Genomic DNA, 13,239 nt, shown 5'->3' on the forward strand with positions numbered 1-13,239 from the left:
CAACGGGGCGCCCCAGCAAGAAGCCCCGGATTCTGAAAGCCCGCCTTATGGAAACAAACTATTTTTTGGTTCGCGTCTTATGCGGATAAGCTTATTCACCAGCATCCATGCGGGTTGCGAGGCGGTTGGTTGCTTATTCCGGATAAGGCGCGAAGGCCGGCGCGGGGTCGCCGGTCGCTGGATTCTAGGAACCCGGGGGCACCCGCGCAGGGCGCCTACCGCAGCTTGAAGTCGAAGCCCAGGGTCTGCGGCGAGCTCAGCAGCTGCCGGGCGGCCTTGTCGGCCTGGTGCTGCGCATTGAGCCATTCCCGGGCCAGCCGGGCTTCGGTCCGGTTCAGGTGCTCGATGCCGTGGTGGCGCTCCTTCGACCAGGCCTGGAAGCACTTCACCACCCGCAGCGGATCGCCGATCTGCTCCTCGATCCGCAGCCGGTAGATGTCCGCGGCCACCATGACATCCTTCAAAGTGAAGTTCTGGCCTTTGACGTGGACCACGTAGGGGACCACATAAGAAGTTGTCCTGGCGAGATCGCTCATGCCTTCATCCGTGCCTCAAGTCGCTGCCTGTGCCGCAGATTAGCGGCGGGTATCGAAATGAAACTGAGCGTTTCTGAGCGCCACAGCGGCGCCCGGACAGCGCCGGGCTAGCGCCGGATGAGCGTCTTGGCGTGGAAGCGGTAGCCGGCGTTGCGCGCGGTGTTGATCGGCAGCACCAGCCCCGTGGCCTCGCTGACCTTGCGCCGCAGGCGGCGGATCTGGGTGTCGAGGCGGCGTTGGTCGTAGCTCAGGTAGTGCTCGCCCAGCGCCTGCACGATCTGCTGGCGGCTGGCGATCTCTCCGGCGCTGCGCATCAGCTCGTGCAGCACCGTGAGGTCCTGTTCCGACAGCGCAATGGGCGCGAAGCCCGGCGGCGACAGCCGGCGCGGGCCCAGCTCCAGAACCCAGGCGTCGGCCGGCAGCGCGGCGGGCGAATCGCCCAGACGCCGCGACAGCGCCGCCAGCGTGGCCGCCAGTTCATCGAGGTCGGTGGTCTTCGACAGGTAATAGTCGGCGCCGATGTCCAGCCCGGTCACGCGGTCGCGGGCGCCGCCGCGTGCCGTCAGCACGACGATGCCCAGGCGCTCGCCGCGTTCGCGCAGCTCGCGGATCAGCGACAGGCCGTCGCCGTCGGGCAGGCCGAGGTCGACCAGCGCGATGCCGTGGCGGGCCGGGTCGTAGGTGCGGTGGAAGCCTTCGAGCGACGCCTCGGCATCGACCCGGTAGCCGCTGCCGGTCAGGAACTCGCTCAACTCTTCGCGCAGCACGGCTTCATCTTCCAGCAGGATCACATCACGCATGGGAACAGGGTAGGGGCTGGTGGCCGAGGGAATCTGAGCGTTTCTAAGCACGATGAAAGGCGCGCGGATTGTAGGGGCGCCCTCGATAATCCGCGCCCATGAAACGCCTTGCTCGGTGCCTGTGGCGGTGCGGTTGTCTTGCCGTGCTGGGCCTTCTCTTTTCCACCGCGGCCGCCGCCGGCGTGCTGCGGCTGAATCCGTTGGCGAGCGTCGACAGCCACGGCCAGTTGTCGATGCTGCGCGACCCCGAAGGCCGCCTCAGCGCCGACGAAGCCGCCGTCGCGCCGGGTTGGAAGGCCTTGCCCGGCGCCGTGAACGCAGGCTTCACGCGCGACGCCGTGTGGATCAAGCTCGAGGTGCAGCGCCCGGCTGACGCGTCGCAGCAGCGCTGGCTGGCGCAGTTCAGGAATGCGCTGCTCGACGATGTGCGGCTGTACCGCCAGGACGACACCGGCCGCTGGCAGCTGGCCGTGCACTCGGGCGAAGACATCGGCCGCGAGCACTGGCCCGTCGACGCGCGCAACGTGCAGTTGCCGCTCACGCTGGAGAGCACCGAACCCACGCCGCTGCTGCTGCGCCTGCAGTCGCGCAACGCCATGTCGACCACCATCGGCTTTGCCGCGCCCGAGGTCTACGCGGGCACCGCGCGGCGCGAGTACCTCTTCTACGGCCTGGGCTTCGGATTCGGCCTGATGCTGCTCGCCTTTCACACGCTGTTCTGGCAGATGACGCGCGAGCGGCTGAGCGCGTGGTACCTGGTCTACGTGGCGAACGCGCTGCTGGTCGAGTTCCTGACGGCCGGGCTGCCGCAGCAGCTGCTGGCCATGCCCGCGCGGCTGTCCGACCTGCTGCTGAGCCTGTCGATCTGCGCCGGCGTGGCCATCGGCATCCGCTTCGCCGGCATGCAGCTGGGCACGGATGTGCGGTGGCCGCGCTTCACTCGCGTGGCGGTGCGCGTGGTGGGCCTCGTGAGTGCCACCGCGGTGGCGCTGGTGCTGGCCGGCGCCAACGGCCTGGCCATGCAGGCGGTGCAGGGGACGGCGATGCTGTGCATCGTCTACCTGATCGCCGCCGCGCTGTGGTTGCTGCCGCGCGACCAGGGCCAGGCGCGGGCCTTTCTCGTCATCTTCGGCATCTACTACGTGGGCGTGATGGTGAGCTTCCTGCGCAACCAGGGCTGGCTGCCGGCCGGCGCCTGGACCGACAACGCGACCGCCGTGGGCACGCTGCTGCACCTGCTGCTCATGAGCATGCGGTTGAACCGCCGCTACGACCAGCTGCGCCGCGAGAAGGAAGCCGCGCAAGCGCGCCTGGTGCACGTGGTCGGCCGCCAGAACGACCGGCTGGAAGACGAGGTGCGCAAGCGCACGGCCGACCTGCGCGGCGAGATCGAGCAGCGCCAGCGCCTCGAGGTCGACCTGCGCGCCGCGCTGGAAACCGAGCGCCGCGCCAAGCAGTCGCAGGTGGATTTCGTCGCCATGGTGTCGCACGAGTTCCGCACGCCGCTGGCGATCATCCATACCACCGCGCAGCAGATCGCGAAGAACCTCGATGCCGCGCGCGAGAAGACCCTGGCGCGCTGCCTCAACCTGCGCGCCGCCGCGCAGCGCATGACCGCGCTGGTCGACGAGTACCTGACCTCCGATCGCATGGAAGCCGGCCAGACGCCGTTCCAGCCGCGCCCTTGCGAGCGCGACGAGCTGCTGGAGCTGTTCGAGGATCTGGTGGCCGACTGGCCCGACGGCCGCGTCGTGTGGCACGACGGGCAGTTGCCGCCGCAGCTGGTGTGCGACCCGGGGTTGCTGCGCGTGGCGCTGCGCAACTTGCTGGCCAACGCCGATCGCCACACGCCGGCCGGCCGCGCCATCGTGCTCGACGTGGTGCAGGCGGAAGCGGGCGGGCTGGACATCCGCGTGAGCAACCCCGGCGATGCGATTCCGCACGACGAGGTGCCGAGACTGTTCGAGAAGTATTTCCGTGGCCGCCAGGCGGCGCGCTCACCGGGCGCTGGCCTCGGCCTGTACCTCGTGCACCAGATTGCCGAGCTGCACCGGGGGCACGCCCGGCTCGACAGCGCCGGGCAGGACGGTCACGTGCGCTTCAGCCTCGCATTGCCTTGAGAAGCCGCTACGTCAGCGCAGCATCGACGACATCGCCGAGCAGCAGTTCAGCATGCGCACCGCCGACTCCACTGTTTCAGCGCTGAAGCGCAGCGTGACGCCGTCGACGCGCTCGAAGCTCGGCCACTGGCAGAACAGGTCGGCCATCATCGGCGACTGGGTGCGCAGCGTGACCACCTGCGGGCCCTGGAAGACCAGCGGACGTGCATGGGCACGCGCGGCCAGCCCTTCGATCACGCCGGCACGGATCGCCTGGCGCGACTGCTCCGGCGAGAGCGACACGCCGCTGTTGAAGCCGGTCGCCTTCTTGGTCTGCACGAAGCTCGCATGCGGAAAGAGCGCCTGGTTCTCGGAGATGAACACGTCGTCGCCGCTGGCCATCACGACCGGCACGCCGTATTCGCCGGCCAGTGCGCCGTAGATTCCGGCCTCGCCGAGTTCCTGGTCGCCCAGCCGGATGCCCGCGAAGGCAAAGCCGTTGATCGTGTGCGCGAGGATGCCGCGCCCTTGGGCACGCGAGTGGTAGCCCACCATGCACAGCGCGTCCACGCCTTCTTCCACCCCGGCCACCATGCTCAGGTAGCGCGGCTTGCCCTGCACCACGCGGGCGCGTGCGTCGAGCACATCGGGCGGCATGTTGCGAAAGCCGCCGTGCGAGTCGTTCACCAGCACCTCGGTCGCGCCGGCGTCGAAGGCGCCGGCAATCGCGGCGTTGGCCTCCTGCGCCATCAGCACGCGGGCGCGTTCGTACTCGGGGTTGCCCTGGCGTGCCTGCTCGTGGTGGTAGACGCCCGCAACGCCTTCGATGTCGGTGGAGATCAGGACTTTCATGGACGTGTGTTTCAGGCGAGAGGTGAAAGGGAAGACGCCGGCAGCAGTTCGCCGAGCGCCGCGCGGTGGTTGCCGTCGCGGCCCGTGACCGGCGTGGCGCGCCACAGCGCATGAAGTATGGCCTGCTCGGTGCTGTCGGCCGCGGCCTGGAACAGCCCGTCGAGCCGCGTGTCGTGCAGCATCGCCACGGCCGGCATGGGCCGGTCGGCGCGGTCGGGGATGGTGTAGGCGGTCGAGAAGGCCAGCACGAGGTCGCCGCTGCCGTGGCCGTAGACCGAGCCGGTGCGGGCCAGCCCCGCGCCCGCGCGCAGTGCGAGGCGGCGCAGTTGGCGCGCGTCGAGCGGCGCATCGGTGGCGACGACGATGATGATCGAGCCCTTCTCGGGCTCCGACGCTTCCTTCGCTGCCAGCAGTGCCGCGAGCCGCTCGCCCACCGCGTGTCCGGCCAGCACCAGCTGCGGCTGGCGCCCATAGTTCGCGAGCACGAGCGTGCCCACTGTGTGGGTCGTGCCGTCGGCCATCGCCACGCGGCGCGACGCGCTGCCGATGCCGCCCTTGAGCTGGAAGCTCGACATGCCGCGTCCCGCGCCGACCGAGCCCTGTTCGAAATCGACCCCCGCGGCGTCGAGCGCCTGCAGGTAGTCGGCTTCGGTCACGGCCAGCCGCTGGATGTCGTTGAGAAAACCGTCGTTGCACTCGAAGACCAGCGGGTTCACCGTGGGCAGTGCGCGGCCGGTCTCGGGGTTGGCCGCCGCGCAGTGGCGGATCTGCGCCGTCGCCACGGTGCCGACCGAGAAGGTGTTGGTCAGCGCGATCGGCGTTTCCAGCACGCCGAGCTCGGCCAGTTGCACCAGCCCCACGCTCTTGCCGAAGCCGTTGAGCACCACGGCCGCGGCCGGCACCTTGTCGCGGAACGGGTCGCCGGCGTGAGGGCGGATCACGGTCACGCCGGTCTGCACCGGGCCGTCGGCCAGCGTGCGGTGGCCGACCGTGACGCCCGCGACGTCGGTGATGGCGTCGCGCGTGCCCGCAGGCAGGGTGCCGATGAAGGGCAGGGAGGTCGTCGAGGCCATGAAGAGAGAAAAGAAGAACGGGCTTACTGGCGGTCGATCTTCGGATCGAGCGCGTCACGCAGCGCATCGCCCAGCAGGTTGAAGGCCAGCACGGTGAAGAAGATGGCCAGGCTGGGGAACAGCGCCACGTGCGGCGAGGTCACCATGTCGGCGCGGGCTTCGTTGAGCATCGCGCCCCACTCGGGCGTCGGCGGTTGCGCGCCCATGCCCAGGAACGAGAGGCTGGCCGCCGTGATGATCGAGGTGCCCACGCGCATCGAGAAGTACACGACGATCGACGAGATCGTGCCCGGCAGGATGTGCCGCACGATGATGGTCCAGTCGGACGCGCCGATGCTACGCTCGGCCTCGATGTAGGTCTGTTGCTTGAGCACCAGCGTGTTGCCGCGCACCAGGCGCGCAAAGGCCGGCACGCTGAACACCGACACCGCCACCACCACGTTGGTCATGCTGCTGCCCAGGATGGCCACCACGCCCAGCGCCAGCAAAATGCCGGGGAAGGCGAACAGCACGTCCGAGATGCGCATCACGATGCGGTCCCACCAGCCTTCGTAGTAGCCGGCCAGCAGGCCGAAGGCCGTGCCGATGATGCCGCCCACCAGCACCGACAGGAAGCCGGCCGCCAGCGAGATGCGCGTGCCGGCCAGGATGCGGCTGAAGATGTCGCGGCCCAGCGGATCGACGCCGAACCAGTGCGTGGCCGAGGGCCCGCTGTTCAGCATGTCGTAGTCGAAGAAGTTCTCGGGGTCGAAGGGCACGATCCACGGTGCGAACACCGCGATCACCACCAGCAGCAGCACGAACACCGCCGCGACGATGCCCACGGGCTGCTTCTTGAAACGGCGCCAGCATTCGCCCCAGGGCGTGCGGACCTTGCCGGCGGTCAGCGCAACGGCAACGGGGGACAGTGGAACGATGGATTCGGCAGACACGCCGGTAGCTTGCGTCATGGCTGCGTGCTCACTTGTAGCGGATGGTCGGGTTGATGTAGCCATAGAGCACATCGACCACGAGGTTGATCAGGATGAATTCGAGCGAGAACAGCAGCACCAGCGTCTGGATGACGGGGTAGTCGCGCATCTGCACGGCATCGACCAGCAGGCGGCCCAGGCCGGGCCAGTTGAACACCGCCTCCACAAGAATGGAGCCGCCCAGCAGGAAGCCGAACTGCAGGCCCATCATCGTGACCACCGGAATCAGCGCGTTGCGCAGCGTGTGCTTGAACACCACGCTGGTTTCGTGCACGCCCTTGGCGCGCGCGGTGCGCACGAAGTCTTCCTGGATCACTTCGACGAAGGACGCGCGCGTGAAGCGGGCCATCACGGCGGCCACCGCCGCGCCCAGCGTGATCGAGGGCAGGATGTAGTGCTGCCAGGTCGCGGCGCCCACCGTGGGCAGCCAGCCGAGCTGCACCGAGAAGATCTGCATGAGCAGCATGCCCAATGCAAATGCGGGGAATGAGATGCCCGACACCGCCAGCGTCATGCCGATGCGGTCGGGCCATTTGTTGCGGTACACCGCCGACACGATGCCGATCCCCATGCCGAAGATCACCGCCCACACCATGCTGGTGATGGTCAGCATCACCGTCGGGAAGAAGCGCTCGGCAATCTCCGTCGACACCGGCCGCCGCGTGCGGATCGAGGTGCCGAAGTCGCCTTGCACCATGTGGGTGAAGAAGCTCACGAACTGCTGCGGCAGCGGCTTGTCCAGCCCGAGCTCCGCGCGCACCATGGCCACGGTCTGCTCGTCGGCATCCTGGCCGGCGGCAAGGCGCGCCGGGTCGCCGGGGAGCATGTGGACGAACAGGAACACCAGCACTGCCACGATGAGCAGCGTGGGGATCAGGCCCAACAGTCGTTTGAGGAAGTAGTTCAGCATGGGATACGGTTGTCGCGAACGGGCGATGGCACGGTGCCACCGCCCGCCGGACAGTCAGTCAGGAAAACGAAGGAGCCGCGATCAGTTCGATACCGACATGGCATCGATGTTGATGTTCGCGTCGGGCATCACGAACACACCCGACAGGCGCTTGGCGTGCGCCGACAGGTTCTGCTCGGTGACCAGCGGCACGCGCGGCAGGTCCTTGCGGATCTCTTCCTGCGCGGTCTTGTACAGCGCGGCCTTTTCCTTGTCGTCCACCGTCACGAGCGCCTTGGCGATCGCGGCGTCGACCACGTCGCTCTTGTAGAACGACATGTTGTTGAGCTTGGGCGCCCACGACTCGGAGGCGAACAGCGGGCGCAGGCCCCAGTCGGCTTCACCGGTCGACGACGACCAGCCCGTGTAGTACATGCGGACCTTGGCCGTCTTCGGATCGGGCCAGGCGTCGACCTGCTCGGTGCGCTGGCCCACTTCGAGCGCCTGCACCTGCAGCTTGATGCCCACCTGTGCGAGCTGCTGCTGCACGAACTGGATCGTCTTCTGGCTGGTCGTGTTGTTGTAGGCGCTCCACAGCACCGACTCGAAGCCGTTCGGGTAGCCGGCTTCGGTCAGCAGCTGCTTGGCCTTCTTCACGTCGTAGGGAATGGGCGCCATCTTCTCGGCGAACTTCACGCCCTGGGGCATCACGCCTTGCGCGGGGAAGGCGTAGCCGCCGAACGCGACCTTCGACAGCGCTTCCTTGTTGATGGCGTAGCCGATGGCTTCGCGCACCTTCGGGTTGTCATACGGCTTCTGCAGCATGTTGAAGGCCAGGAAGCGCGTGATGATCGAGGGCGAGGCCACCACTTCGAGCTTGTCGCTCTTCTTCAGCAGCTCGGCCTGCTCGTAGGGAATGGGGAAGGCAAAGTCGGCTTCGCCGGTCTGCAGCATCGCGGCGCGCGTGTTGTTCTCGAGCACCGGCTTCCATTGCAGGTTGTCGACCTTCGGGTAGCCCTTCTTCCAGTAGCCGTCGAACTTCTTGGCCTTGACGGCGTCGGTCTGCTTCCACTCGACGAACTCGAAGGGGCCGGTGCCCACGGGGTGGAAGGCGATGTCCTTGTTGCCCCACTTCTTGAGCGCGGTGGGCGAGATCATGGCGGCCGAGGCGTGGGCCAGCGAGTTGATGAAGGGGCCGAAGGGCTCCTTCAGCGTGATGCGCACGGTGGTCGGGTTGACGGCCTCGACCTTGCCCACGCGGTTGAACTGGTTGTAGCGCAGCAGCTTGTTGTCCTGGTTCAGCACGCGGTCGAGCGTGACCTTCACGGCTTCGGCGTTGAAGTCGGTGCCGTCGTGGAACTTGACGCCGCTGCGCAGCTTGATGGTGTAGACCAGGCCGTCCTTGGACACGTCGTAGCTCTCGGCGAGCACGTTCTGCACCTTCAGGTCCTTGTCGAACTGGAACAGGCCTTCATAGAAGGTCTTGGTCACGGCCGTGGTGATGGTCGTGTTGGTGTTGTACGGGTCCAGCGTTTCCGGCTGGTAGCCGATGGCCAGCACCACGTCTTTGGCAGCCAGTGCCGAGCCCGAGGCGGCGAGCGCGGCCAGGCCCAGCAATGCGGATGCCCAGCGCAGGGAGGAAGAAGATTGCTTCATGGAAGAACTCCAGTCGGTTCGTGGAAAAAATGCAGGGGGCCTGCGGGTGAAAAAACGGTTCGGATTCAGAAGGCGCCGCCGATGGCATGCCGTGCCACGAAATGACCGGGCGCAACCTGCACCAGCGGCGGCACGTCGGGCTCGTCGCCCACGGCGCGGATCGGGCTGGGAATCTCGCCTTCGAGCAGCGCGCGCGGCTTGTGGCGGCGCGACGGGTCGGCCACCGGCACGGCCGCCATCAGCTTGCGCGTGTAGGGGTGCTGCGGCGCTTCGAACACCGCGCGGCGCGGGCCGATCTCGACGATCTGGCCCAGGTACATCACGGCCACGCGGTGGCTGATGCGCTCGACCACGGCCATGTCGTGCGAGATGAACAGGAACGCCACGCCCAGCTCGCGCTGCAGGTCGAGCATGAGGTTGACGATCTGCGCCTGGATGGACACGTCGAGTGCCGACACCGATTCGTCGGCCACCACCACCTTCGGGTTCAGCGCGAGCGCACGCGCGATCGCGATGCGCTGGCGCTGGCCGCCCGAGAACTCATGCGGATAGCGCTGCGCCACCTCGGGCGGCAGGCCGACCTTCTGCAGCAGCCAGTCGACGCGCTGCTGCGCCTCGGCGCCCTTGGCGATGCCGTGGATGAGCAGCGGCTCCATGATCGAGAAGCCCACCGTCACGCGCGGATCGAGCGAAGCGAACGGGTCCTGGAAGATGAACTGGATGTTGCGGCGCAGCGCCTGCAGCTCGCGCGTGGGCAGCTCGCGGATGTTCTTGCCGCCGAACTCGATCGCGCCGCTTTGGCTCTCGACCAGGCGCAGCAGCGAGCGGCCCGTGGTCGACTTGCCGCAGCCCGATTCGCCGACCAGCGCCAGCGTCTCGCCGGGGTAGAGGTCGAAGCTGATCTTTTCCACCGCATGCACGCGGCGCTTCACGCGTCCGAAGATGCCGCTGCGCACGTCGAAGCGCGTCACGAGGTCGCGCACGCGCAGGATCGGGCCGGCGTCTGCGCGCACGGTGGTCTGCGGCGTGGTGTTCGTGCAGGGCACGGTGTCGGTGCTGTCTTCGGTGCCGGATTCGGTACGAAGGAGCTCGAACTTGGCCGGCAGGTCGGTGCCCTGCATCGCGCCGAGCTTGGGCACGGCCGACAGCAGCGCCCGGGTGTAGGGGTGCTGCGGCGAGGCGAACACGGTGTCGGAGCTGCCCGCTTCCACCTTGTCGCCGCGGTACATCACGAGCACGCGGTCGGCGATTTCGGCCACCACGCCCATGTCGTGCGTGATGAAGAGCACGCCCATGCGCATCTCTTTCTGCAGCTCGCGGATGAGCTGGAGGATCTGCGCCTGGATCGTCACGTCGAGCGCAGTGGTGGGCTCGTCGGCGATCAGCAGCTGCGGCTTGCACGACAGCGCCATCGCGATCATCACGCGCTGGCGCATGCCGCCCGACAGCTGGTGCGGAAAGCGGTCGAGCACGTTGCGCGCTTCGGGGATGCGCACCAGTTCGAGCATGCGCAGCGCCTCGGCGCGCGCCGCCGCATTGCTCTTGCCCTGGTGGATGCGGATGGCCTCGGCGATCTGGTCGCCGGCGGTGAACACCGGGTTCAGCGAGGTCATCGGCTCCTGGAAGATCATCGCGATGTCGGCGCCGCGGATGCCACGCATCGTGCTGTCGCGCGCCTGCGCTAGGTCGAGCACCTCGCCGTTGCGCCGGCGGAAGGCCATGCTGCCGCCGAGGATGCGGCCACCGCCGTGTTCCACCAGCCGCATCAGCGCGAGCGAGGTGACCGACTTGCCTGACCCCGATTCACCCACCACCGCGAGCGTTTCGCCGTGGTCGACGTGGAAGGACAGCTTCTTGACGGCATCGACCGTGCGCTCGGAGGTCGAGAAGCGCACGGTGAGGTCGTCGACGGCGAGGACGCGGCCGTCGGGCAGGTTCAGGGCAGGGGAGGACATGGCGGATGCGAGGAAAAAAGGGGCGGGCGTCAGGCGAAGATGGCCGTCACGGGGGCTTCATCGCCGCGCGCGTGGCCGCGGTACATGCCTTCGGTGTTGAAGGCCAGGCTCAGGTTGCCGTGGCGGTCGACGGCGATCAGGCCGCCGGTGCCGCCGATGGCGGGCAGCGACTCGTGCACCACGGCGTGCGTGGCCGCTTCGAGCGTGGCGCCGCCGTAGGCCATGCGCGCGCAGATGTCGTACGCGGCCGCGACGCGGATGAACATTTCGCCGCTGCCGGTGCACGAGATGGCGGCGGTGCGGTCGTCGGCGTAGGTGCCGGAGCCGATGAGCGGCGTGTCGCCGACGCGGCCCACGCGCTTGTTGGTCATGCCGCCGGTCGAGGTGGCGGCGGCCAGGTGGCCGTGCATGTCGAGCGCCACGGCGCCGACGGTGCCGAACTTCTTGTCTTCGTCCAGCGGCGGCTTGGTCATGGCGGCGCCTTCGTGGTCGGTGACCACGCGGCCCGTGTCGCGCACGCGGTACAGCTGCTGGCGGCGTGCGTCGGTCGAGAAGAAGAAGGGCTCGACCATCTCCAGCCCGCGGTCGCGCGCGAAGGCTTCGGCGCCCGCGCCGGCCAGCAGCACGTGGGCGCCGTCCTCGAGCACGGCGCGCGCGGCGCGCACCGGGCGGCGCACGTGGCTCACGCCGGCGATGGCGCCGGCCGCGAGCGTGGCGCCGTCCATCACGGCGGCGTCGAGCTCGTGCGTTTCCTCGTGCGTGAACACCGCGCCGTAGCCGGCATTGAAGAGCGGGCAGTCTTCGAGCATCTCGACCGCCAGGCAGGTGGCGTCGAGCGCGGACATGCCCTTGAGCAATGCGGCCTGCGCGGCGCGCACGATGGCCTGCAGCGCGTCGTGGTAGGCCTGCGCCTGCTCGGGGTTGGTGGTCGAGGCGCTGATGGTGCCGGCGCCGCCGTGGATGGCGATGACGGGCGTGACGTTCTTCATCGGGAAGCTTTCTTCTTTTTCTTGCCGGCGTCGGAAGCGACGGCGGCGGGGAGGGGGGAGGGCATGGAGACTTCGCCGCGCGCATGGCCCTGGCCCAGCCCGCCGTGCAGCCACGGGCGCACCGCCTGCAGGATGCGGCCGGCCGACTGCGCCGCGCCGGGCGCGCGCAGGGCGACCGCGCTGGTCAGTGCCTCGATCAGCGCGAGCACGCTGGTCTCGCAGTTGGGGCGGTAGCTGGTTTCGGTCTGGCCGTACAGCACCACGTCGGCCAGCGGCGCGATGGGCGAGCTGGGCCGGTCGGTCAGCGCGAGCACCGCGCAGCCCTGGCCGCGCGCGATCTGCGCCAGCGCCACCGTGTCGGTGAGGTAGCGCGGAAAGGTCAGGCCGATGAACAGGTCCTGCGGCCCGGCATGCATCAGCGTGCGCGCCGAGTGCGTGACGCCGCTCACGCTGGAGAGCATGCGCACGTCGCTGCAGGAGCCATCGAGCCCGTGCTGCAGCAGCCCTGCGAGCCAGGCGCTGGCGCCGAAGCCGCCGATGTAGATCGAGCGCGCCTTCAGGATGCGCTGCACCGCGGCCTCGCAGGCGGCGTAGTCCAGCGACTGGCGCGTGGCTTCGATGTTGCGGCGGCTCTCGTCGAGCGCGGTGGCGAACACCTCGGCCACCGTGGTCGGGTGCTCCAGGTTGCCGCGCAGTCGCTCGACCGGCGCCACCAGCGGCTCGAAGCCGCGCACGAGCTCGGCGCGGAAGGCGGCGTAGCCGTCGAAGTCCAGCGCGCGCGCAAAGCGGTTGGCCGTGGCGACCGACACGCCGGCTGCGGCGGCGAGCTCGTCGATGGGCAGCGTCGCGACCTGCAGCGGATGCCCGAGCACGAAGTCGGCCACCTGCCGGTGCGAACGCGTCAGCCGCGGCAGCGCCTGCGCAATGCGCTGGGCCACGGTGGTGCCTGGGGTGTCGACGTTGGTGCTCATGGGGCGGGCGATGCACCGGGAAGGGTGCGAGTGATGTAAATCAGTTTACAAATATATGTCAGTTATGAAAATTTTCTGTCATTCCCGAGCGATATCGCAAGTAGCGGGCCAGCCGCGAGGGGCTTTGGCGAGGGGCGGAAGGGGCGCGTTTCCCTTGTGGGGCGCCGTGTCCGGGGCTGTTGGGGCACGGTCTTCAGGGATTTCCCTGATGCTGTCGTTTCATCCCCACGGGCGGGGAATCGGGGGCTTTGGAAACGAACGAATTAACTGCGAGGGCCGGGTTGCATGGCCACATTGACGGCCTTCAGGCCAGCCCTGAGTATCCCGAGCGGTGCGATTGGCACCGGGGAACGAGGAACCAAACAATGAGACAGGAATGGCTTCGCCGCGCGGGCGCGGTGATGGGCGGCTTTGTGCTGATGGCGGCCCTGTCCGCCTGCGGCGGGGG

The 13,239-nt window shown here is 68.4% G+C and carries 11 protein-coding genes; 1 reads left to right on the top strand and 10 read right to left on the bottom strand.

What is annotated here, in order from left to right; translation table 11 throughout:
- Positions 1 to 215: 215 nt before the first annotated feature.
- Entirely contained in the window at positions 216 to 536 is a 321-nt protein-coding gene (locus AC07YS_RS03895) for a hypothetical protein (RefSeq protein ID WP_139705889.1), read from the bottom strand.
- A 107-nt stretch (positions 537 to 643) separates the two neighbouring features.
- Positions 644 to 1,336, bottom strand: coding sequence for a response regulator transcription factor (locus AC07YS_RS03900; RefSeq protein ID WP_062472505.1), 693 nt, complete (start codon positions 1,334 to 1,336; stop codon positions 644 to 646).
- Positions 1,337 to 1,434: 98 nt separating this feature from the next.
- Between AC07YS_RS03900 and AC07YS_RS03905 the strand changes: the two genes are divergently transcribed.
- Positions 1,435 to 3,456 carry a sensor histidine kinase gene (locus AC07YS_RS03905; protein WP_495267527.1) on the top strand — a complete coding sequence of 674 codons (2,022 nt, stop codon included), beginning with the start codon at positions 1,435 to 1,437 and terminating at the stop codon, positions 3,454 to 3,456.
- Between the two features lie 12 nt (positions 3,457 to 3,468).
- Here AC07YS_RS03905 and AC07YS_RS03910 read toward each other — a convergent pair whose 3' ends face one another.
- From AC07YS_RS03910 to AC07YS_RS03945, 8 genes are all read right to left on the bottom strand, one after another.
- Complete coding sequence (locus AC07YS_RS03910) at positions 3,469 to 4,287, bottom strand: M55 family metallopeptidase (protein ID WP_495267528.1); 819 nt, start codon at positions 4,285 to 4,287, stop codon at positions 3,469 to 3,471.
- 11 nt (positions 4,288 to 4,298) lie between these two features.
- Positions 4,299 to 5,360, bottom strand: coding sequence for a DmpA family aminopeptidase (locus AC07YS_RS03915; protein ID WP_495267529.1), 1,062 nt, complete (start codon positions 5,358 to 5,360; stop codon positions 4,299 to 4,301).
- A gap of 23 nt (positions 5,361 to 5,383) precedes the next feature.
- Positions 5,384 to 6,310, bottom strand: coding sequence for a glutathione ABC transporter permease GsiD (gsiD, locus tag AC07YS_RS03920; protein ID WP_062472514.1), 927 nt, complete (start codon positions 6,308 to 6,310; stop codon positions 5,384 to 5,386).
- A 10-nt stretch (positions 6,311 to 6,320) separates the two neighbouring features.
- The gene (gene gsiC, locus AC07YS_RS03925; protein WP_062472516.1) at positions 6,321 to 7,241 is read right to left on the bottom strand and encodes a glutathione ABC transporter permease GsiC; all 921 of its coding nucleotides are present in this window, start codon (positions 7,239 to 7,241) and stop codon (positions 6,321 to 6,323) included.
- A gap of 81 nt (positions 7,242 to 7,322) precedes the next feature.
- Entirely contained in the window at positions 7,323 to 8,876 is a 1,554-nt protein-coding gene (gsiB, locus tag AC07YS_RS03930; protein WP_159271648.1) for a glutathione ABC transporter substrate-binding protein GsiB, read from the bottom strand.
- A 65-nt stretch (positions 8,877 to 8,941) separates the two neighbouring features.
- Positions 8,942 to 10,831, bottom strand: coding sequence for a dipeptide ABC transporter ATP-binding protein (locus AC07YS_RS03935; RefSeq protein ID WP_495267530.1), 1,890 nt, complete (start codon positions 10,829 to 10,831; stop codon positions 8,942 to 8,944).
- Positions 10,832 to 10,860: 29 nt separating this feature from the next.
- Positions 10,861 to 11,820 carry an isoaspartyl peptidase/L-asparaginase family protein gene (locus tag AC07YS_RS03940; protein ID WP_307692953.1) on the bottom strand — a complete coding sequence of 320 codons (960 nt, stop codon included), beginning with the start codon at positions 11,818 to 11,820 and terminating at the stop codon, positions 10,861 to 10,863.
- Complete coding sequence (locus AC07YS_RS03945) at positions 11,817 to 12,791, bottom strand: MurR/RpiR family transcriptional regulator (RefSeq protein ID WP_495267531.1); 975 nt, start codon at positions 12,789 to 12,791, stop codon at positions 11,817 to 11,819. The genes AC07YS_RS03940 and AC07YS_RS03945 overlap by 4 nt, the downstream gene beginning before the upstream one ends.
- Positions 12,792 to 13,239: the final 448 nt, after the last annotated feature.

Source organism: Variovorax sp. GW458-11-26-14-LB1 (genome assembly GCF_059423965.1).